19 protein-coding genes are annotated in these 20159 nt (G+C 67.8%); 8 read left to right on the top strand and 11 right to left on the bottom strand.

From position 1 onward, the window contains the following. Positions 1–120 precede the first annotated feature (120 nt). Complete coding sequence (locus tag C7455_RS10595; protein ID WP_109668001.1) at positions 121–600, bottom strand: DUF302 domain-containing protein; 480 nt, start codon at positions 598–600, stop codon at positions 121–123. Between the two features lie 243 nt (positions 601–843). Between C7455_RS10595 and C7455_RS10590 the strand changes: the two genes are divergently transcribed. The 6 genes from C7455_RS10590 to C7455_RS10565 all read left to right on the top strand — a co-directional run bounded on the left by C7455_RS10590 (position 844) and on the right by C7455_RS10565 (position 7753). Beyond that, positions 844–1371 carry a YHS domain-containing (seleno)protein gene (locus C7455_RS10590; protein ID WP_109668000.1) on the top strand — a complete coding sequence of 176 codons (528 nt, stop codon included), beginning with the start codon at positions 844–846 and terminating at the stop codon, positions 1369–1371. Between the two features lie 4 nt (positions 1372–1375). Then, positions 1376–2641 (top strand): CaiB/BaiF CoA transferase family protein, encoded by a 1266-nt coding sequence (locus C7455_RS10585; protein WP_245904293.1) that lies wholly within the window; start codon positions 1376–1378, stop codon positions 2639–2641. Further along, the gene (locus C7455_RS10580) at positions 2638–4263 is read left to right on the top strand and encodes a thiamine pyrophosphate-binding protein (RefSeq protein ID WP_109667998.1); all 1626 of its coding nucleotides are present in this window, start codon (positions 2638–2640) and stop codon (positions 4261–4263) included. Before C7455_RS10585 ends, C7455_RS10580 begins: the two co-directional genes overlap by 4 nt. Positions 4264–4414: 151 nt before the next feature. Next, the gene (locus C7455_RS10575) at positions 4415–5746 is read left to right on the top strand and encodes a tetratricopeptide repeat protein (RefSeq protein WP_109668197.1); all 1332 of its coding nucleotides are present in this window, start codon (positions 4415–4417) and stop codon (positions 5744–5746) included. 1 nt (position 5747) lies between these two features. Further along, the gene (locus C7455_RS10570) at positions 5748–6935 is read left to right on the top strand and encodes an OpgC family protein (protein ID WP_109667996.1); all 1188 of its coding nucleotides are present in this window, start codon (positions 5748–5750) and stop codon (positions 6933–6935) included. Next, a complete protein-coding gene (locus tag C7455_RS10565; protein ID WP_109667994.1) occupies positions 6932–7753 on the top strand; it encodes a CE1 family esterase in 822 nt (273 codons plus the stop codon). Before C7455_RS10570 ends, C7455_RS10565 begins: the two co-directional genes overlap by 4 nt. A gap of 3 nt (positions 7754–7756) precedes the next feature. On the opposite strand, the gene C7455_RS10560 is transcribed toward C7455_RS10565, so the two are convergent. Together C7455_RS10560 and C7455_RS10555 are read right to left on the bottom strand one after the other, a co-directional pair. Beyond that, a complete protein-coding gene (locus tag C7455_RS10560) occupies positions 7757–8392 on the bottom strand; it encodes an NrsF family protein (RefSeq protein ID WP_109667992.1) in 636 nt (211 codons plus the stop codon). Further along, positions 8389–8922 carry a sigma-70 family RNA polymerase sigma factor gene (locus C7455_RS10555; RefSeq protein WP_109667990.1) on the bottom strand — a complete coding sequence of 178 codons (534 nt, stop codon included), beginning with the start codon at positions 8920–8922 and terminating at the stop codon, positions 8389–8391. Before C7455_RS10555 ends, C7455_RS10560 begins: the two co-directional genes overlap by 4 nt. Positions 8923–9088: 166 nt before the next feature. On the opposite strand from C7455_RS10555, the gene C7455_RS10550 reads away from it, so the two are divergent. Beyond that, the gene (locus C7455_RS10550; RefSeq protein WP_109668195.1) at positions 9089–9670 is read left to right on the top strand and encodes a VOC family protein; all 582 of its coding nucleotides are present in this window, start codon (positions 9089–9091) and stop codon (positions 9668–9670) included. A gap of 73 nt (positions 9671–9743) precedes the next feature. Then, positions 9744–10751 (top strand): ACR3 family arsenite efflux transporter, encoded by a 1008-nt coding sequence (arsB, locus tag C7455_RS10545; RefSeq protein WP_109667988.1) that lies wholly within the window; start codon positions 9744–9746, stop codon positions 10749–10751. On the opposite strand, the gene eutC is transcribed toward arsB, so the two are convergent. From eutC to C7455_RS10505, 8 genes are all read right to left on the bottom strand, one after another. Continuing rightward, positions 10748–11506: an ethanolamine ammonia-lyase subunit EutC gene (eutC, locus tag C7455_RS10540; protein WP_109667986.1), complete on the bottom strand. Its 759-nt coding sequence runs from the start codon at positions 11504–11506 to the stop codon at positions 10748–10750. The two genes, arsB and eutC, sit on opposite strands and share 4 nt — an antisense overlap. Next, entirely contained in the window at positions 11503–12879 is a 1377-nt protein-coding gene (locus C7455_RS10535; RefSeq protein WP_109667983.1) for an ethanolamine ammonia-lyase subunit EutB, read from the bottom strand. The genes eutC and C7455_RS10535 overlap by 4 nt, the downstream gene beginning before the upstream one ends. Before the next feature lie 48 nt (positions 12880–12927). Beyond that, positions 12928–14070, bottom strand: a complete 1143-nt coding sequence (locus tag C7455_RS10530) for a benzoate/H(+) symporter BenE family transporter (RefSeq protein WP_109667981.1) — start codon at positions 14068–14070, stop codon at positions 12928–12930. Between the two features lie 71 nt (positions 14071–14141). After that, positions 14142–14897, bottom strand: coding sequence for a DUF1028 domain-containing protein (locus tag C7455_RS10525; protein WP_109667980.1), 756 nt, complete (start codon positions 14895–14897; stop codon positions 14142–14144). Between the two features lie 12 nt (positions 14898–14909). Continuing rightward, positions 14910–16700 (bottom strand): gamma-glutamyltransferase family protein, encoded by a 1791-nt coding sequence (locus C7455_RS10520; protein ID WP_109667978.1) that lies wholly within the window; start codon positions 16698–16700, stop codon positions 14910–14912. Positions 16701–16725: 25 nt separating this feature from the next. Then, on the bottom strand, positions 16726–17604 hold the full coding sequence (locus tag C7455_RS10515; RefSeq protein ID WP_109667976.1) for an ABC transporter permease: 879 nt from the start codon (positions 17602–17604) through the stop codon (positions 16726–16728). Then, positions 17601–18545, bottom strand: coding sequence for an ABC transporter permease (locus C7455_RS10510; protein ID WP_109667974.1), 945 nt, complete (start codon positions 18543–18545; stop codon positions 17601–17603). Before C7455_RS10510 ends, C7455_RS10515 begins: the two co-directional genes overlap by 4 nt. A gap of 69 nt (positions 18546–18614) precedes the next feature. Further along, on the bottom strand, positions 18615–20126 hold the full coding sequence (locus C7455_RS10505) for an ABC transporter substrate-binding protein (protein WP_109667972.1): 1512 nt from the start codon (positions 20124–20126) through the stop codon (positions 18615–18617). Positions 20127–20159: the final 33 nt, after the last annotated feature.

Here is a 20159-nt window from a genome sequence, read left to right as displayed (position 1 = left end):
GAACCGGGGCAGGCGCGGGTCTTGTCGGAGCTGGCCACGCCGAACAGGTGTTCGCGGCGGGTGTCACGGGGGCGATCCGGCGTTCTTTTCTTGCTTGCAAAAGGGCGGCCCACTGCAGGGTCACTGCGCCATCGCCGCGGCGGCGATGGCGGCAAAGCGGCGGTCCAGCTCGGCCGCGATCTCGGCCAGCTCCGCGCCGCCCTCATCCATGTAAGGGGCAAGGACAAAGCCCGGCTCCTTCCAACTCAGCGTGGCGGTGCCGTCGGCATCCTCCGTCACGTAGAAACGGATCGGCGCCTCGATCATCGCGGCAGTGCTGAGCGCGAGGATGCGAACCGCGAAATCGTTGTTGAACACACCGACCACCCGGTTTTCCGGGATCTCGATGCCGCGGGCCTGCGCCGCGGCGGTGGGACCGGCCTGCGTGACCACGGCCATGCCTTCCCCGGGCACGGCGGCAAGCAGACGGTCGAGCAAGACCGCATGGGTCATCTCGGTCTCGATCACCTGCCAGCCTTCGCGCGGGGCCATGTCGGCGAGGGCCGGGGCCCCGGCAAGGCCCGCAAGCAGGGTCAGGAAAATGGCGGGCAGCTGTCTCATGATCGATGACCTGCGGATGTTGCGCTTTTGACGCCGCCACGCCTAGCACAGGTGCGGCGTGGATCACCCCACATGGTCGTGATATCGCGGGACCGTGATGAGGCTGGCGCCAGCAGACCTCGCCGCATATCACGAATGCGAGACCTGCCGACCAGCGCCGTAACAAGCCCTGACACGCGCCCGAACCGGAATGTGCATGGCCGGCCCAAGCGCCGGCATCCCTCAACAAGGAAAGTCCACCGCATGTTCCGCAAGACCGCCTTCGCCCTCGCCCTTGCCGCGCTTACGGCCACCACCAGCCTTGCCATCGCGGGCGACCAGTATGTCGATGCCACGGGCTTTGCCGTCTCGGGTTATGATGTCGTGTCCTATTTCGACCTGCCGCAATCCCAGATCGGGCAACCGCAGCAAAGCCCGATCCCGGGCCTGTCCTCGATCACGGCGGACTACAACGGTGCGCAATTCGCCTTCTCCTCCGAAGCGAACCGCGACTGGTTCCTGTCCGATCCGGCCCGCTATGCGCCGCAGTATGACGGGCATTGCGCCTATGGCGTCGCGCAGGGCGGCAAGGTGCCGGGCAACCCGACGCTCTGGCGGATCGTCGATGACCGGCTTTACCTCAACATCACGCAAAACGTCGTGGGTTTCTGGGAGGCCGATATCCCCGGCAATCTCCAGACCTCCGAAGCGAACTGGGTGACACTGGAACCGCAGGAGGCATCAAGCATGGCGATCCCGCAATTCACCTCGGCAGCGCCGGTTTCGAACTGACACCGTGACCGCCGGTTCCTCCCCCACCACCATCCCCGCGCAGGCCCTTTGGGGTCTGCGCGTCGTCGATCTGTCGCGCATCCTTGCAGGGCCGACGGCGACGCAGCTTCTGGCCGATCTGGGCGCCGAGGTGATCAAGATCGAACGCCCCGGCAAGGGTGACGACACCCGCGGCTGGGGCCCCCCCTTCGTCACCGATGACGCGGGCACCGAGACCCGCGAAAGCGCCTATTACCTTTCGGCCAACCGCGGCAAGCATTCGGTGGCGGTAAACATCGCCGATCCGCGTGGGCAAGATATCGTCAAGGCGCTGGTGGCACGGGCCGACGTGCTGGTCGAGAATTTCAAACCCGGTGATCTGGCGCGCTACGGCCTTGATTACAAGACGCTGCACAAGATCAACCCGCGGCTCGTCTATTGCTCGATCACCGGCTTCGGTCAGACCGGTCCCAATCCCGAGCGCGCGGGCTATGATTTCCTCGTGCAGGGCGAGGGCGGCTTGATGAGCCTGACGGGTGAGGCGGGTGGACCGCCGATGAAGGCGGGCGTGGGCATCGCCGATCTGATATGCGGGATGTATGCCGCCGTGGGAATATTGGCTGCGATCCAGTCGCGCCATGAGACCGGCGAGGGGCAACATATCGACATCGCGCTGATGGATGCGCAAGTTGCCATGCTGATCAATCAGGGCGTGGGTTACCTGACCGACGGCCGCGTCCCGCCGCGGCGGGGCAACGATCATCCGACCATCGTGCCCTACGGCACATTCCCGGCCAGCGACGGCAGCTTCATCCTTGCGGTGGGCAATGACGCGCAATTCGCGCGCTTCGTGACGGCGGCGGGTGCGCCGGGCTTGGCCACGGACGCGCGCTTTGCCACCAATGCCGCCCGCGTACGCCACCGCGACAGACTGATCCCGCTGATCGCCGCCCTGACCGAGGGGCGCAGCGCCGCCGAATGGCTGGCGATCTGCGAGGCGGAAACGGTGCCCGCAGGCCCGGTCAACGATCTGGCGCAGGTGTTTGCCAGCCCGCAGGTGGCCGCGCGCGGCATGCGGATCAGTCTGCCCCATCCGGCGGCGGCGGGCGGCGCGGTCGATCTGATCGGGAACCCGTTGCAGCTGTCGCGCACCCCCGTCACCTATGCCAAGGCGCCCCCGATGCTGGGCGCGGACACCGGCGCGGTCCTGACGCGCCATCTGGGCCTTGAGCCGGGCGATCTTGCGACGCTCAAGGCCGCGGGCGTGATCGACGGAAACCTGAACCCATGACCAACGAGGCAGCGCGCAGCGGCGCGGACATCATCGGTGCAGCGCTGGCCCGCGCAGGCGCGACCCATGCCTTCGGCATTCCGGGCGGCGAGGTTCTGGCGCTGATGCAGGGGCTCGATGGCGCGGGGATCGGCTTTGTCCTGGTCAAGCACGAGAACGGCGGCGGCTTCATGGCCGAAGGGCTTTGGCACATGACCGGCGCGCTGCCGGTTCTGGTGGCCACCCTTGGCCCCGGCGTGGCCAACGCGGTCAATGTGGTGGCCAACGCCATGCAAGACCGGGTGCCGCTGATCTTCCTGACCGGCTGTGTCGATGCCGATCTGGCCGAGACCTACACCCATCAGGTGTTCGACCATCAGGCGATGCTGCGGCCCGTCGTCAAGGGCAGCTTTCGCCTCGCCCATGGCGCGATTGGCGCGGGCATGGCCAAGGCCATCGCGCTGGCCACCTCAGGCCAGCCCGGGCCGGTGCATGTCGATGTGCCGATCGGCGTGGCCGAGGCGGTGACGCGCGAGGCCGAGGCCCCCGCGCCGCAGGTCTTTTCCCCCGGCCTGCCGCCCCAGGCGGCACTTGATGCCGCGCGCGCGGCGCTGGCCGGGGCTCAACGCCCCATCGCCATCGCGGGCGTGGACGCGGTGAACGAGGGCGCGGACGCGGCTGTCGCCGCCTTTTGCCGCGATCACGCCATTCCGCTTGTCACCACCTACAAGGGCAAGGGCCTGATGCCCGAGGGCGATCCGCTCTGTCTTGGTGGCGCGGGGCTGTCTCCCAAGGCCGACCGCATCTTGATGCCGCTGATGGATCAGGCCGATTGCATCGTGCTTTTGGGCTACGATCCCATCGAGATGCGGGTGGGCTGGCGCAGCCCATGGACCCACGGCCAGACCGTGATCGAGGTCGCGCCGGTCCGACGCGACCATGGCATGCACAGCGCAGATCACCTGCTGCTGGGCGGGCTGGCCGAGACGCTGCCCGCGCTTGCCCATGACGCACCCCCCCGTTGGACGGGTGGCGCGCCTGCCACCGCCCGCGCGGCCCTTGCGCAAGCCTTCGCCGTCCCCGACCACTGGGGACCGCATCAGGTCTTTGCCACGCTGCGCGCGGTGATGCCCGCAGACACCATCGCCACCGCCGACAGCGGCGCACACCGCATCTTGTTCAGCCAGATGTGGGACTGTCCGACCCCGCGCGGGATGCTGCAATCCTCGGGGCTCTGCACCATGGCTTGCGCCGTGCCGCTGGCGGCGGGTGCGAAACTCGGGCGGCCCGACGCGCCGCTGCTGGCCGTGGTGGGTGATGCAGGGCTGGAGATGGGGGCGGGCGAGCTTGCGACGCTCTCCGCGCTGCGCCTGCCCGTGGTGATCTGTGTGCTGGTCGATGACAGCCTTGCGCTGATCGAGCTGAAACAGCGCGGCACGCAGCGCCCCAATCTGGGCGTCGATTTCGGCGGGCCGGGCGCTGGCACCGATTTCGCCGCTCTTGCGCGTGCTTTTGGCGGCCACGGGGTCGAGGTGTCCGACAGCGCGACACTGGCGCAGGAGGCGGGCGCGGCGCTGACCCGCGACCGCTTTACCCTGATCGCCGCGCGCATCCCCCGGCGCGCCTATGACGGGGCATTCTGACCGAACCGAGCGCCCCCCGGTCACGTCCGCGTGAGACACGGGCCAATCCGGCCTTTGCCCGTAACGACGGACCCTGAACCTGCGAACCGCACAGCATGGACGGCCTGCCGTCCCGTCAATCATGCGTTCCCAGAAAGGCCCGACCATGTCCCTGTCCGATGACCTGAGTGGTGTGCCGACCTCCTTGCCCGCTGACCGGATCGAGGGGTGGAACAAGGTCATCCGGGGCATCTTGACCCATGCGGCCTCGACCGGGCCTGACCTCAACGCGGTCTTGCAGGCCGCGCCCGATTTCGCGCTGGGCCAAGCGATCCGCGGGCTGTCGTGCCTGCTGCTGGGCCGGGCCGAGATGGTGAGCGTCGCCCATGAGGCGCATCAGGCCGCGCTGGCCGGTGCCCCCGCCACCCCGCGCGAGACGGCTTTCGTCGAGGCTTTGGGCGATTGGCTGGTGGGCCGTCCGAGTCAGACCGCCGCCCGGTTGCAAGCCGTGCTCGACCAGACGCCGCGCGACGCGCTGGCGATGAAGATGGTGCAGGCGATCCATTTCATCATGGGCCGACCGCAGGCGATGCGCGTCTCGGTCGAAGGTCTGATCGAGGCTTGGGGCGATCACCCCGCGCGCGGCTATCTGATGGGCTGCCATGCCTTCACGCTGGAGGAAACCGGCGAGTATGCCCGCGCCGAGCGGGTCGGGCGTGCGGGGGTCGCGCTTGCGCCTGACGACGCCTGGGGCCTGCATGCGGTGGCCCATGTCTATGACATGACCGGCCGCGCGCGGGCGGGGCTCGACTGGCTCACCGGGCGCGAGGGGTCATGGGCGCATTGCAACAACTTCCGCTATCACGTCTGGTGGCACCGCGCGCTGATGCATCTGGATCTGGGCGAGCATGACATCGCGCTGGCGCAGTACGACGCCGAAATCCGCAGCGACAAGACCGACGATTACCGCGACATTTCCAACGCGGCCTCGCTGCTCGCGCGGCTGGAGCTTGAGGGCGTGCCGGTCGGCAACCGCTGGGAAGAACTGGCCGCGCTGGCCGAGGCGCGGAGCGGTGACAGCTGTCTGGCCTTCGCTGATCTGCATTACATGCTGGCGATGTGCGGCGGTGCACTGGAGGCCGCGGCGGTCAAGATGATCGCCCGGATGCGCGCCACGCGCCCTGCAAATGACGAGGCGCAGGCCGTCATCGCCCATCCCGGCCTGCATGTCGCACAAGGCTTGCATGCCTTTGCCTGTGGCGAATATTCCAGCGCATGGGTGCATCTGCGCGCGGGCCGCGCCGATCTGCAGGCCATCGGCGGCAGCCATGCGCAGCGCGATGTCTTCGACCGCATCACCATTGAGGCAGCCCTGCGGAGCGGTTACATGGACACGGCCACCGGCCTGCTGCGCGACCGGCAGGCCCGGCGCGGCGGCGCGCTGGACGGCTATGCCGAGGCGCGGCTGGCCCTGATCGACGCGGCCCGTAGGGAAGTTGTCTGAGATGACTGCAGCAAGACGCGCCCGCGACCCCCGGCTGGATTTCTTCCGGGGCGTGGGCATGTTCATCATCTTGATCGCCCATATCACCAATAACCCCTGGACCTTGTGGATCCCGGCCCGCTTCGGCTTTTCGGATGCGACCGAGATCTTCGTCTTTTGCTCGGGCATGGCCTCGGCCTTGGCCTTTGGCGCGATCTTCGACCGCGCGGGCTGGCTGATGGGCAGCTTGCAGATCGCGTTCCGCGTCTGGCAGGTCTATTGGGTGCATATCGGCGTGTTCTTCGTCACGTTGTTCCTGATGCTGGTGCTGAACGCCACGCAGATCTTTCCGCGCAACGAGGTGGGCGCGCTGAACCTCACGCCCTTTCTCAACAATACCGGGCCCAACCTGATCGGGCTTTTGACGCTGACCTATGTGCCCAACTACTTCGACATCTTGCCGATGTATCTGGTCATATTGGTGCTGATCCCGGTGATGATGGCGCTGGCGCGGGTCGATGTGCGGCTGGCCTTCGTGTTCAGCGCGCTTTTGTGGATCGCGGCGTCCATGGGGGTGAACCTTCCGGCGGAACTGTGGTTCTCCAACGGGTCCGAGCGGATGTGGTTCTTCAACCCCTTTGCCTGGCAGCTTGTGTTCTTTACCGGTTTCGCGCTGATGGCGGGCTGGCTGCCCCCGCCACCGGTGCACCGCTGGCTGGTCGTGCTGGCGATCTTGGTCGTGGTGATCTCGGTTCCCTTTGCGTGGGGCAAGATCATCAGCGCCTCGGACTTCGTGCGCGAGTGGCGGCGCGACTGGTCGCTCCTGTTCAACAAGTCCGATTTCGGCATCCTGCGCTACCTCCATTTTCTCGCGCTGGCCTATCTGGCATGGGTCGCGGCGGGCGAGGGGGGCGTGCGCCTGATCCGGGGCGGCATCGCGGGCCGGGTCATCGCGGTGATCTCGCAGGTGGGCCAGCAGTCCTTGGCCGTCTTCGCGGCCTCGATGGTCATGGCGCGCGTTCTGGGCGCCTTCCTGAGCCTTGCGGGCGGCGGCGCGCTGGCGGCGCTGGTCGTGAACCTTGTGGGGTTTGCGCTGATTATCGCGGTCGCGCGGATGGCGGCGTTCTTCAAGGCAAAGCCGTGGAAACAGGCGGCGACCCGCCCGCGCCAGCCTGCAGAGGCAGCGCCCGCCGAAGGGGTCCGCACATGATCGCGGCGCGTCTCACCGCCCTTGCAATCGGCCTGTGCACTGCCGGGTCGGCGCAGGCCGCCTGCGGCGACGACCCCGCCGCCTGCACCGTGCCGGGTGGCAGCTATCACATCGTCTTGCCTGATGGCGCGCCCGCCGCAACGCCCGCGCTGGTCTTTCTCCACGGCTTCGGCAGCAGCGGCGAAGGCACCTTGCGCAACACCGGGATGGTCGAGGCGGCGGTTGACCGCGGCTATGCGGTCATCGCGCCCGACGGCCAGCCGCGCGAGGGCCGCGACGGGCTGAGCTGGGATTTCCACCCCGAACGCCCCGCCCGCCGCGACGAGGGCGCCTTTATCCGCGCGGTGGCCGATGACGCCGCCGCGCGCTTCGGCCTTGACCGGGACGTGATGCTCTTGTCGGGCTTTTCCATCGGCGGCTCGCTGACCAGCTATGTCGCTTGCGCCGTGCCCGGATCGTTCCGCGCCTATGCGCCGGTCGCGGGCAGTTTCTGGCGACCCCACCCCGCCGCTTGCGCGGGTGCTGTCAATCTCCATCATGTCCATGGCTGGCAAGACGGCACCGTGCCGCTCGAAGGCCGCGTTCTGGGCAGCGGCGTTGCGCAGGGCGATGTCTTTGTCGCGCTGCAGATCTGGCGCACGGCCAATGGTTGCCGCCTGCAACCTGACGCCCATGGCGCTCAAGGCGACTACCAGATCCGCAGTTGGACCGGATGCGACAGCGGCGCGCGGCTTGATTTCGCACTGCATCCCGGCGGCCATTCGGTGCCGCCCGGCTGGGCCGATCTTGCGCTCGACTGGTTCGAGGCGCTGCCCTGACGCCTACCAGCGCAAAAGCCGCGCGCCCACCAGCGTGGCGACGGCCGTCACGCCCAGCATCGCCAGCCCATACCATGTTACGTAGAACAGCGGGCTGTCCTCGGTGCAGTGCAGCGCATAGATCACCGCCGCAGCAGCGCTGCCGCACAGGCCCGCCGCGAAACCCGCCAGCGCCGGTGCCGTGGTCGCGCCGCGCCGCAGGGCGGTGAGGATCACGGCCACGGGCAGGATCGACAGGATCGGGATGGTGACAAGGCAGGTTTGAATCGTCTTGCCCGTCAGCGCCATCTGCCGGGCGTCGGGCGGCGTGACCAGCCAGGCCCAGGCCACCAGCCCTGCCGCAGCCATGCCGACCGCCGCCAGCGGCCAGAGCCGCACAAGCCCGCGCCCCTCGGGGCGGGCCAAGGTCAGCACCATCCGCAGCCCGATCAGCGCCAGCGCCGCGCTCAGGACAAAGCGCAGCGCCGATTGCGGCACGCCCAGCGAGGCGACAAGGTCGTCGCGCGGCCCCAGCACCAGCCACAGCCCGATCAGGGCCAGTCCAAGTGCGACAGGCCCCCCCGCCACCAGCAGGCGGGCGGGCCGTGGCGCTGGCTGCGTGTCCGCGGCAAGCGCACGGATCAAGGTGTCGGTCCTCATTTCACATGCCTTTCGCACAAGATGGCCAGCGTCTTGAGCGCCCGATGAAGGGCCACCCGCACCGCGCCCTCGCTCATGCTGAGCGCCTGCCCTGTTTCGGCCGCGCTGGCACCCTTCAGCCCGATCATCGTGACGATCTCGGCCGCGCGGGCATCCAGCATGCCGATCATCCGCGCCATGTCCGCGGCCTCGGTCGGGCAGGGCCCCGCATCGGCGGGCAGATCCTCGACGAAATCCTCGAGCGGCAGATGGACCCTCTGGCCGCGCGCGCGGAAGGCATCCGCGATCTTGTAGCGCGTGATGGCGTAAAGCCATGGGCGCACGGGCGCGTCTTGCTGCCAGGTGTGGCGCTTGAGGTGGACGGCGAGCAGGATTTCCTGAACCACATCCTCGCAGCCTGCCTCGCCCAGATTGGCCCCGCGGCTGCGCACGATCCCGCGCAGGACCGGCGCGATGGCGCGCAGGAACTGCTCATATGCGCGGGCGTCCCCGGCATTCGCCCGTGTCAGAAGCTTGCCCCAATCATCCATCCCGCGCGGCGTCCTTGCTTGCCTGTTCCTCGGTTCGGTCGCTCCATGCCAGTTAGGCCGGGCGCGGGGCAAAACACCCACTGTGCGCCCCTGCACGGGACGCAGCGCCTGTCTTTGCCTATATGTCAAGCCAAGCCGAAGGGAGAAAGCCATGTCCACCGCCCAAATCCGAAAGATCCAGACGCAAGGCGTGCATCACATCACGTTGAACGGCGCCGACCGCCAGAGCTCCATCGATTTCTGGGAAGGCGTGCTGGGCATGCCCTTCGTCTTCGATCAGCCAAACCTCGACAATCCGGGCGAGGGGCATCTCTATTTCGATCCGGGCGACGGGCGGCTGATCACCATCTTCACCAACGAGGCGCGGAAGCCCGATGCCACCCCCGTGCCCGAGGCCGTCGGCTCGCTCCACCATCTTGCCTTTGCCGTCAGTCAGGCAAGTTTCTGGCAGATCGCCGCGCGGCTGGATGCGCGGGGCGTGAAACATTCCGGGCCCAAGGATCGCGGTTTCATGGATTCGATCTATTTCCGCGACCCATTGGGCCTGCGCATCGAACTGGCCAGCTACCGCTTCGAGCCGCCCGAGGGGTGCCGCCACGCCGATGTGATGATCGAGGCGCACAAGATCCGGGTGGCGCGCGGCGATCACCACATCGACCGCGAACACCTTGCCGACGCGATCGAGGCGCTGGTCGAACGCGGCCAGCGGTCTTTGTCGGGCGACCGGACCGCGAAAAATCCCTACTGAGGCAAAAGCCGAGGTGACACTGTCCGCCGCAGGGTCCATCACCAGCGTGAAACCCTGCCGGAGGTGACGCGACATGGGCCTGTTCGAGCGGTATCTGACCTTGTGGGTGGCGCTGGCCATGGCGGCGGGCATCGCCATCGGCAGCCTTGCGCCGGGCCTTGTCGGCGCCATCGCCATGGCCGAGGTGGCGCAGGTCAATCTTGTCGTCGCGGTGCTGATCTGGGCAATGGTCTACCCGATGATGATCGGCATCGACGCCTTTGCGTTGAAGGGCGCGCTGCGCCAGCCCCGGGGGTTGGCCATCACGCTGGTGGTCAACTGGCTCATCAAGCCCTTCACCATGGCGGCGCTGGGCGTCTTGTTCTTCGAGGTGGTCTTTGCCGACCTGATCGCGCCCGAGGATGCGCAGCAGTATATCGCGGGGCTGATCTTGCTGGGGGCGGCACCCTGCACGGCGATGGTCTTTGTCTGGTCGCAGCTGACGCGCGGCGACGAGGGCTACACCTTGCTTCAGGTCAGCGTGAACGACGTGGTGATGGTGTTCGCTTTCGCGCCCCTTGTGGCCTTCCTGCTGGGGGTGACCGACATCGTGGTGCCTTGGGAAACCCTTCTGCTGTCGGTCGCCTTGTTCGTCGCCCTGCCGCTGGTCGCGGGCATGCTGACGCGCCTGCGTCTTGGCAGCGCCGCGCGCATCAGTGCGTTTCAGGCCCGCGCCAAGCCCTGGTCGATGATCGGCCTGATCGCCACGGTGGTGATCTTGTTCGGCCTGCAGGGGCAGGTGATCCTTGACCGCCCGCTGATCATCGCGCTGATCGCGGTGCCGATCCTGATCCAGTCCTATGGCATCTTTGCGCTGGCGTATGCGGCGGCCTATGCGCTGAAGGTCCCGCACAAGATCGCGGCGCCTTGCGCGCTGATCGGCACGTCGAATTTCTTTGAACTGGCCGTGGCGGTGGCGATCAGCCTCTTTGGCCTGAATTCCGGCGCTGCTCTGGCGACCGTGGTGGGCGTGCTGGTCGAGGTGCCGGTGATGCTGTCGCTGGTGGCCTTCGCCAACCGGACGCGGGCGCGGTTTTCTTAGGGCCGCGCCGGGGGCAGCGCACCGCTGGCCAAGGCCCGGCTCAAGGCGACGCCGCTTTGGCCTGAGGCGCGCATCGCGGCGATCAGTTGCGCGGCTTGACCCGCGGCCTCCGTCACCGGGAGCCCGGCCTCGCGGATGTTGGAGATGCAGTTGCGCCCGCTATCGGCCGTGTCGGGGCGGGGCAGGTGGGTGATGTAGACGCCCAGACTGTCGGCAGCCGACAGACCCGGCCGTTCGCCGAGCGCCATGACCACGGTCGTGGCTTGCAAGGCCAGCGCGATCTTGTCGCCCAGCGCCACGCGCGCCTGCCGCGCAAGGATGACGGGCGAGAGCCGCAGGCACATCCGGTCCAGCCGCGCCGCAAGATCCGCCACGAAGGCCGCGCCGTTCAGGGCCACTGCCGTCGCGGACAGCCCGTCACCCAGAACCAGCGCCACATCGACCGGCCCGAGGCCCGCCAGCGTCGCCGCCCCGTCCTCACGCAGGCGCCGGCCAAGGTCGGGTCGGCGGATGAACCCCGACCGGTCGCCTGCCGCACTGGTCACGACCCGGTGCGCAAGCCCCATCCGATCGAGCGCCGCCGCGAGCGTCGGCAGATCCAGTTCCGCCTCCACCGCGGCCCGCGCGCGGGCGTGATCCAGCGCGAAGGCCAGCGCGCCAGCAGTATCCACCGCACTGCCACGGCGGCCGAAGGTCAGACGCGCCTCGGTCAGGGCGCGGATCTCGGCAGGCGGGGTGGGGGGCTTGGCGCTCATGCCGCGGGCAGCCGCAACTGCCCGAGCGCGGCATCGAGCGTCGGCAGGGTCACGCCCGGCGTGCCGATGCCGTTTGCCGCAATCCATTCCGCGAATTCCGGCGCTGGCGGCTTTCCCAGTGTGCGGCGGATATAGCTGGCGTCGTGGAACGACAGGCTTTGGTAATTCAGCATTATGTCGTCGCCGCCCGGCACGGTGATGACGAAATTCACGCCAGCCGCCGCCAGTGCCGTCAGCAAGATGTCCAGGTCGTCCTGATCGGCCCAAGCGTGGTTGGTGTAGCAGACATCTACCCCCATCGGCAGGCCCAGCAACTTGCCGCAGAAATGGTCCTCAAGGCCTGCGCGGGTGATCTGCTTGCCATCGGCCAGATATTCCGGCCCGATGAAGCCCACGACCGTGTTGACCAGCAGGGGCCGGTAGCGGCGGGCGACCGCATAGGCGCGCGCCTCCATCGTCTGCTGGTCCATGCCGTGATGGGCGTCTGCCGACAGCGCGGCACCCTGTCCGGTCTCGAAATACATCAGGTTCGCGCCCTTTGGCGCCCGGCCCAGCGCCGCCACGGCCTCCGCCGCCTCGTCGAGCGTGGCGAGCGTCACGCCAAAGCCCGCGTTCGCCTTGTCCGAGCCCGCGACGGACTGGAACACCAGATCGACCGGCGCGCCCGCCTCCATCGCGGCCAGCGCGGTGGTCACATGACCAAGGCAACAGGTCTGCGTCGGGATCGCCAACTGGCTCCGGATCGCGTCCAGCACCTCGCAGATGCGGATGTAGTCGGGCAGGCTGTCGGTCGCGGGGTTGACCCCGATCACCGCATCGCCAGCGCCCATCAAGAGGCCATCCAGCGCCGATAGCGCGATGCCCTGGCTGTCGTCGGTCGGGTGGTTGGGCTGGTTGCGGGTCGACAGCCGCCCCTTGAGCCCGAGGGTGGAGCGGAAGCGCGTCACCACCTCGACCTTGGCCGCCACCGCGATCAGGTCTTGGGCGCGCATGATCTTTGAGACGGCGGCCACCATCTCGGGCGTCAGGCCCCACGCAAGGCCCGCGATATCCGCGCCCGTGGTCGCTGGATCCAGCAGCCAGTCGCGGAACCCGCCCACGGTCAACGCGGCCACAGGGGCAAAGGCCGTCCGGTCATGCTGCCCCGCGATCAGCGCGGTCACGCCATCGCCATCGACCTCCATCACATCGCTCAGGAAATCGCTGAGGGGCACATCGGCCAACACATGCTGCGCCGCGATCCGCCGCAGCGGGCCATCGGCGGCAAGCCCCGCCAGCGCGTCGCCACTGCGTTCGGGCGAGGCACGGGCGAGCAGCACCTTGAGCGAGGGGAAACTGTAGCGCGTGGCGTTCAGGTCGATCCGGTAGGGCATGGCGGCAAGATCAGCACGCAAGACGCCGTTCGGGCAAGCGCGATCTCGCTACGGCTTGCGCATGCGGGCAAGACCCATGGCCAGAAGCCCGACCGCCAGCCCCCAGAAAGGCGCGCCAACCGACCAGATCGAGACGCCCGAGGCAGTCACCGCAAAGGTCAGCGCGGGCGGGAAGGCGTCCGCGCTGCCGCCGAACGCCGCCCTGAGCGCGCCCATGAAAGGCCCAAGTAGCGCCAGACCGGCAAGGATCGTCACCAGTTCCGGCGGCAGGCTTGCTGCGATCACGACGACCGAAGCGCCGATCAGGGTCAGGCCCGCATAGCCTGCTGCGTAGACGATGCCCCCCTTCCAGCGCTGGGCCGGGTCGGGGTGGGCGTCGGCCCCGGTGCAGATCGCCGCCGTTATCGCGGCCAGACTGGTGGTGTGCCCGCCGAAAGGGGCCGTCAGCACAGACAGCGCGCCCGTGACGGTCAGGATCGCGGGCACCGGCGGCGCGTAGCCGTCGGCGCGCAGCACCGCGATGCCGGGCAGGTTCTGCGAGGCCATGGTGACGATATAGAGCGGCAGCGCGAGGCCCAGAGCCGTGCCCAGATCCAGCACAGGTACGATCAGCACCGGCGGTGAAAGGGCGACGGGTGGCAACGTGCCGTGCATGCCTGCGACAAGCACGATGGATGCGCCCGCCGCAATCGCTGCGATAACCGCCCAAGTGGCGGACCAGAGCCGCACCAGCAGGAAGGCTGCAACCATCGGCAGCCCCAGCGCGGGCAGGGCGACACTGTCCACCGCCGCGCCCGCGACGAAACTGAACAAGACACCGGCCAGAAGTGCGGTGGCCAGCGGCGCGGGGATGCGCGCGGCAAGCCGCCCCAGTGGCTGGATCACACCTGTCAGCACGATCAGCGCGGCAGCCACCAGAAAGGCGCCGACCGCCTGCTCCATGTCGATGCCCGACGAGGCCGCGATCAGCGCCGCGCCCGGCGTGGACCATGCCAGCACCACGGGCATCTTGCTGCGCCACGACAGCCAAGCGCTGCCCACCGCCATCGACAGGCACAGGACGGTGATCCAGGATGCCTTTTGCGCCTCGGTCGCGCCAAGGCTGTCAGCGGCGGCGATGACCACGGCGACCGAGCCGCCAAAGCCCACCACGACCGCCACCAGCGCCGATGTCACCAGCGAAGCCTTCACCCTGCGCTCCTGTCCCGTCGCCCCGCCTCCGACACGTCCCCCGGATCGGCGGCGGGGTCAAGCAGGCGCGCTCAGGTGGTCAGATCGGTGGCGAAGGAGCGGCTGACGCGACCCTCCGCTTTGCGCTTGGCCTCTTCGGCGGCGATGGCCGCGTCGATGCCGGTGCGGTCGGTGGTGCCGGAGAAATTGGCGCGGGTTGGCATGACCTCGGCCACATGGAGGAACCGTTCCTGCGCCACGTCATGCAGGCGGCGCAATTCCGCCAGAGGGTCGGGGTGGTCGTCGGCGCGGATTGACAGCCACGGGTAATCCTCGGTCCGGTGGATCACCAGCGCCGCCGATTGCGTGCCGCGCTTGTCGCCGCCTGCCGCAGCACCTGCCTCCATCGCCGTCATCAGACGTTCCGCGAGGCGCAAGTGCAGGTGCGTCTGATACGCGGCGAGGGTTTCGGCGATGACGGCGGGGCCCGCCAGCATGTTGCCCGCGACGGAGACCGCATCGCCCGCCACATGGCCGCACCAGTCGACGCAATTGGCGCCCGTGTGGGCGGCCACGGCGCCTGTGCTGTCGATCATGTGGATCTGGCGGATCGCCTGCCCCCCATCGCGCGCGACCATGTCGGCCAGAACCGTGGCCCCGGCCTCGCCTGCCGCCATCCGGTCCGCCGCCTCGATCCCCCAGATCGGCGAGACGAAGGCCTGCGTGGCGACGGCACATGTGCCGCCCCGGATGTGCGGGACAAGCGCACCTACGGCGAAAAACCGGCTGGCGACCGCGACGCCGTAGTGGCCGGTTTCCGGGTCACGCGCGACGATGGAATAGGTCATGCCACGCCCCCCTCAGCGGCCGATGGCATAGGCCTGCATCAGGCGCGGGGTTGCCGCGGCCTTCAGCATGCCTTCCGTCCCGCGTGAGGCGGCGGTCAGGCGGCCGACCGCCCAAGGCTCGGACACCTCGACCTCGTGGTCCTTGTCGCGGAGTTCCTGCAACACGGCCTCGCCAAAGGCGGGTTCGGCCATCAGGTGGCCGGGCCGCGTGCCGCGCGGGTAGAAGGAAGACTGGAAATGCCCGGTGTGGAAGAGTGGCGCATCGATCGCCTCTTGCAGGTTCATCTGGCCGTGCACAAGGCGCAGGAACAAGATCAGCTGCCACTGGTCCTGCTGGTCGCCGCCGGGCGTGCCGAAGGCCAGTTCCGTGCCGTCCGGCGCTTGCCCCATCGAGGGCGAGAGCGTCGTGCGCGGACGCCGACCCGGTGCGAGCGACGTGGGCAGACCATCTTCCAGCCAGAACATCTGCGCTCGGGAATTGAGCGGCACGCCAAGACCCGGAATGACTGGCGAGGATTGCAGCCAACCGCCCGAGGGCGTGGCCGAGACCGAATTGCCCCAACGGTCGATCACGTCGAAATGAACGGTATCGCCGCGCTTTTCCGTCAAATGTGCCATCGTGGGTTCGCCCCCGCCGACGCCGGGGCCCGCCGCCAAGTCGCGGCCCGCGCGGTCCACGGCAGCCTTGGCCCATGCTTCCAGCCCCGCGATATGGCCCGGGCGCTGGTCCAGCGAGGCGCGATCCCCGATCAGCGCGCGGCGCGTAGCGGCATAGTCGCGCGACAAAAGCGTGTCCACCGGCAGGTCGGTGTGATCGGGGTCGCCGTAATAGGCTTCACGGTCGGCGAAGGCGAGCTTGATGGTCTCGGTCACGGTGTGGACGAACTCCGCGCCGCGCAGGTCCATCGCGCCCAGGTCGATCCCTTCGAGCATGCGCAGAGATTGCAGCAGGGTCGGGCCTTGGGTCCACATGCCGCCCTTCCACACGGTCCAGCCGTGGTAATCGACGCTCAGCGGGTCTTCGTAGCTGGCCTGCCATGTCGCCATGTCTTGCCCCGTCAGCACGCCCTTGCGCCGTCCGCCTGCCGCATCCATCACGCAGGCGTCTTTCAGGTAGCTGTCGATGGCTTCGGCGATGAAGCCTTCGTAGAAGGTGCGGCGCGCGGCCTCGATCTGAGCCTCCCGGCCGGTGACGGCTTCGGCCTCGGTGACCAAGCGTTCCCACATGTCCGCGAGCTCCGGGTTGCAAAACAGGGCGCCGGCCTTGGGCGCCGTCCCGCCCGGCAACCATGTTGCATAGGAGGTCGGCCATTCCTCGCGGAAGAAATCGGTCAGCCCCGCGATGGTATTGGCCACGCGCGGCAGCATCGGGTGGCCGTGACGCGCATAGTAGATCGCGGGTTCCAGGATGTCGCGCAAGGGCAGGCTGCCATGGTCGCGCAGCATCAGCATGAAGGCCCCGAAGGCCCCGGGGATCACGGTGGCCAAAAGACCCGAACCGGGGATCAGCGTCAGTCCCTCGGATTTGTAATGCGCGATGGTGGCGCCTGCGGGCGTCGTGCCCTGACCGCAGATCATCTTGGGCGCAGCCGCGCCTGCCGGGCGGATCATCAGGGGCATGTCGCCCAAGGGGCCGTTCAGATGCGGCTCCACCACGTTCAGCACGAAGCCCATGGCGGCGGCGGCGTCAAAGGCGTTGCCGCCCTGTTCGAGGATCTTCATGCCCACGGCAGAGGCGATCCAGTGGGTCGAGGTGGCAACCCCGAAGGTGCCGGTGATTTCGGGGCGGGTGGTGAAGGTCATGGGTCAGGTCCGTCTCTCGTTGAAGTCAGTGATCGCGCGGGTCGAGCGCATCGCGCAGCCCGTCGCCCAGCAGGTTGAAGCCCAGCACCACGAGGAAAATGGCGGCACCGGGGTACAGCGCCATCCACGGCGCCTGTTCGAGGAAATTCTTGGCCACGTTCAGCATCGAGCCCCAGCTTGGCGCGGGCGGTTGCTGGCCAAGGCCCAGAAAGGACAACGACGCCTCGGCGATGATCGCGGTCGCAATGGTCAGCGTGCCTTGAACAAGGATGGGTGGGAAGATGTTGGGCACGATGTAGCGGGTGATCAGCGCCCAATGCGTCAGGCCAACGGCGCGCGCGCTTTCGACATAATCCTCGGTCATCACGCTCATCGTCTGGCCGCGTGCCAGCCGGATGAAGATGGGAACGGCGCTGATGCCGATGGCGATCATCGCATTGGTCAGCGAGGGCCCCAGAAAGGCCGCCAGCGCGATGGCGAGGATCAGGAAGGGCGCGGCCAAGAGCGCTTCGGTCACGCGGCTGATGGCGGCATCGGTCCAGCCGCGCAGATAGCCCGACAAGACGCCCAGCGGCACGCCGACCAAAACGGCGATGCCCACCGAGACGACGCCCGCCATCAGCGAGGCGCGCGCCCCCCAGATCATCCGCGACAGCACATCGCGCCCGATTTCGTCGGTGCCAAACGGATGGGCCGCCGACGGGCCCTGCCGCACCGCGCCCCAGTCGGTGACCGCTGGCCCCGGCACCGGCAAGAGCGGCGCCAGCAGCGCCACAATGACGAAGAAGGCAACGATGATGCCGCCCAGAAGGGCCGCCTTGTTCGAGCGGAACTTGCGCCAGACACGGCTTTGGCGGCGGGGCAGGGCCTCGGAGGTTGCGAGATTTGTGGCGAGGCTGGTCATTCGTCCCTCATGCGCGGGTTGAGGACGCGGTAGGCCGCATCGGCAAGGATGTTCATGAAGATGAAGGCGATGCCGGTGCACAGCACGATGCCCTGCACCACTGCGTAATCGCGGTTGAATACGGCATCGACCACCAGCTTGCCGAAACCGGGGATGTTGAAGATCTGTTCGGTCAGGACAGCGCCCGCCAACAATTCGCCAAAGAGCAGCGTGGTGACGGTGACGATGGGCACCAGGGCATTCCTGAGCGCGTGCTTGATCAGCACCACATGTTCGGCCAGCCCCTTGGCCCGCGCGGTTCGGATATAGTCGGATTTCAGCACGCTCAGCATGGCCGAGCGTGTGTGGCGCATCAGCGTGGCGGCCAGACCCGTGCCAAGCACGAAGGCGGGCATCAGCATCACACGGATGGAGTCGAGCGGGTCGTCGGCGAAGGGCCGATAGCCCGACGCGGGCAGCCAGCCCAGCTTCACCGAGATCAGCAAGATCAGCATGATCCCGAGCCAGAAATTCGGCACCGAAAGCCCCGACAGCGCCACGACATTGGCGACCCAGTCGATCCATGTGCCTTTCTTGTAGGCCGACAGAACGCCAGCGGGCACGCCGATGGCGATGGCGATGATCAGCGCCATGACGGCCAGTTGGATCGTCACCGGCAGTTTTTGCCCGATCAGGGCCAAGACGGGTTCTTGCGTGCGCAGCGAAATCCCCAGATCCCCCGTCAGCGCATTCCCGATCCAGGTGAAATACTGGACGATGATCGGATCGTTAAGCCGGTATTGCTCGCGCAGGTATTCCAGCACTGCCGGGTCGCGTTCCTCGCCCGCCAGAACCAGCACCGGGTCGCCCGGCAGCAGCTTTTGCAGCGTGAAGACGAAGATCGAGATCAAGATGATCGTCGGGATCGCGATCAGGAGGCGGCGGCCGAGAAAGGCAAGCATGGGACGTCTCCGGTTGGGGGAGCGTGGGCGCGCGGGCCGACATCGGCCGCGCGCCCGGTCAGCGTCTGATCACTCGGTCAGCGTCAAGCCGGCCAGACGGATCATCCCGTCGGGATAGGGCACGAAGCCGTCGATGCCCGTCTCCATCGCCCAGATCCACACGGGGTGGTACAGGTAGACGAGGGGCAGGTCCTCCATCAAGATCGCCGAGGCGCCATTATAGGCCGCACGGCGCGCGTCGATGTCGTTCGACACCCGCGCCCCGTTCAGGAAAGCATCGACCTCGGCGTTGGAATAGCCCGCGTCGTTGATGCCGCCGTCCGTGGTCACGAACTGGTGCAGGTTGCCATCGGGATCGACGCGACCCGACCAACCCACCTGGCTCGCCTCGTAGGCGCCTGCCGTCTGGTCGGAGAGCAGCGTGGCGAATTCCTTGGCTTCCAGCGAGATGCGGATGCCCGCCTCGCCTGCCATGGCCTGGATGACCTGCATCACCTGCTGCTGCACCGGGTTGTTGGCGACCTGCACGGTGATGTCGACCCCGTCGGGGTAGCCTGCTTCCGCCAGCAGCGCGCGGGCGGCTTCCACGTCGCGTTCCTGGATCGGGAAATCGGCGTTGTACCAGGGCGAGGTCGGCGGCCAGGGCTGGTTGCCGGGGGCGACAGCGCCCTCGAACACCACCTGCGCGATGACCGAACGGTCGATCGACAGCGACAGCGCCTGACGGACGCGCGCGTCTTGACCCAGCGGGCCACCCGAGCGCTCGCCATTGCCCACGTTGATCGTCATCGCCTGATAGCCGAGCGACGTCGCCTGCGCGGTTTCCAGCGACGCATCGGCAGAGGCCGAGGTGAGGTCGGTCGCGGCCAGCCGTTCCAGCATGTCCAGATCGCCGGCGCGCAGGTTGGCCAGTCGCACGGTCGTGTCGGGGATCGGCAGGAAGGTCACGGTGTCGAAATGGTAGTTCGCGGCATCCCAGTGGCCCTCGAAGCGTTCCAGCACGATACGGTCTTGCTGGATGCGTTCGACAAAGCTGTAGGGACCCGAACAGACTGGGGTCAGGCCGAAATCGAGGCCCATCGTCTCGGCGGCGGCGGGCGAGATCATCATGCCCGCACGGTCCGACAGCTGCGCCAGCAGCGTCGCGTCGGGCGCCGCCAGGGTGATGCGGATGGTGGTGGCATCCACGACCTCGACGCCCGAGATCGAGCTGACTTCGGAGGCGCGGCGGCTTTCGGGCAGGTTGCGGCTGCGGTCAAGGTTGTAGACGGCAGCTTCGGCGTTGAACGGCGTGCCGTCATGGAACACCACATCGTCGCGCAGCGTCATGGTCAGCGTCAGACCGTCCTCGGAAAATTCCCAGCCGGTGGCCAGCTGCGGGATAATCTCTAGATCGGGGGTGATGTCGACCAGCTTGTCGCACAGCGATTCAAAAACGATCCGGCCCACGAAGGTCCGTGCCTGATCGGGGTCAAGCACATCGGCGTCGTCTTGCAGGCCGATGCGCAGGTCCTGTGCCTGCACGGCGGTCGCGGCAAGCCCGAAGGCAAGCGCAAGCGCGAGGTTCTTTTTCAGTGCCATCAGTCAAGGTCCTCCAACTGTTGAGGGGGGTTA

This window comes from Roseicyclus mahoneyensis (assembly GCF_003148775.1).
Classification (GTDB): Bacteria; Pseudomonadota; Alphaproteobacteria; order Rhodobacterales; family Rhodobacteraceae; genus Roseicyclus; species Roseicyclus mahoneyensis.
Note: the sequence above shows the minus strand (reverse complement) of the source record. Positions and strands in the feature narration are given on the sequence as shown.

Excerpts from the sequence above, each read along its gene's own strand:
- C7455_RS10595 (WP_109668001.1), bottom strand. The coding sequence starts at position 600 with ATGAGACAGCTGCCCGCCATTTTCCTGACCCTGCTTGCGGGCCTTGCC.
- C7455_RS10590 (WP_109668000.1), top strand. The coding sequence starts at position 844 with ATGTTCCGCAAGACCGCCTTCGCCCTCGCCCTTGCCGCGCTTACGGCC.
- C7455_RS10580 (WP_109667998.1), top strand. The coding sequence starts at position 2,638 with ATGACCAACGAGGCAGCGCGCAGCGGCGCGGACATCATCGGTGCAGCG.
- C7455_RS10570 (WP_109667996.1), top strand. The coding sequence starts at position 5,748 with ATGACTGCAGCAAGACGCGCCCGCGACCCCCGGCTGGATTTCTTCCGG.
- C7455_RS10565 (WP_109667994.1), top strand. The coding sequence starts at position 6,932 with ATGATCGCGGCGCGTCTCACCGCCCTTGCAATCGGCCTGTGCACTGCC.
- C7455_RS10560 (WP_109667992.1), bottom strand. The coding sequence starts at position 8,392 with ATGAGGACCGACACCTTGATCCGTGCGCTTGCCGCGGACACGCAGCCA.
- C7455_RS10555 (WP_109667990.1), bottom strand. The coding sequence starts at position 8,922 with ATGGATGATTGGGGCAAGCTTCTGACACGGGCGAATGCCGGGGACGCC.
- arsB (WP_109667988.1), top strand. The coding sequence starts at position 9,744 with ATGGGCCTGTTCGAGCGGTATCTGACCTTGTGGGTGGCGCTGGCCATG.
- eutC (WP_109667986.1), bottom strand. The coding sequence starts at position 11,506 with ATGAGCGCCAAGCCCCCCACCCCGCCTGCCGAGATCCGCGCCCTGACC.
- C7455_RS10535 (WP_109667983.1), bottom strand. The coding sequence starts at position 12,879 with ATGCCCTACCGGATCGACCTGAACGCCACGCGCTACAGTTTCCCCTCG.
- C7455_RS10525 (WP_109667980.1), bottom strand. The coding sequence starts at position 14,897 with ATGACCTATTCCATCGTCGCGCGTGACCCGGAAACCGGCCACTACGGC.
- C7455_RS10520 (WP_109667978.1), bottom strand. The coding sequence starts at position 16,700 with ATGACCTTCACCACCCGCCCCGAAATCACCGGCACCTTCGGGGTTGCC.
- C7455_RS10515 (WP_109667976.1), bottom strand. The coding sequence starts at position 17,604 with ATGACCAGCCTCGCCACAAATCTCGCAACCTCCGAGGCCCTGCCCCGC.
- C7455_RS10510 (WP_109667974.1), bottom strand. The coding sequence starts at position 18,545 with ATGCTTGCCTTTCTCGGCCGCCGCCTCCTGATCGCGATCCCGACGATC.
- C7455_RS10505 (WP_109667972.1), bottom strand. The coding sequence starts at position 20,126 with ATGGCACTGAAAAAGAACCTCGCGCTTGCGCTTGCCTTCGGGCTTGCC.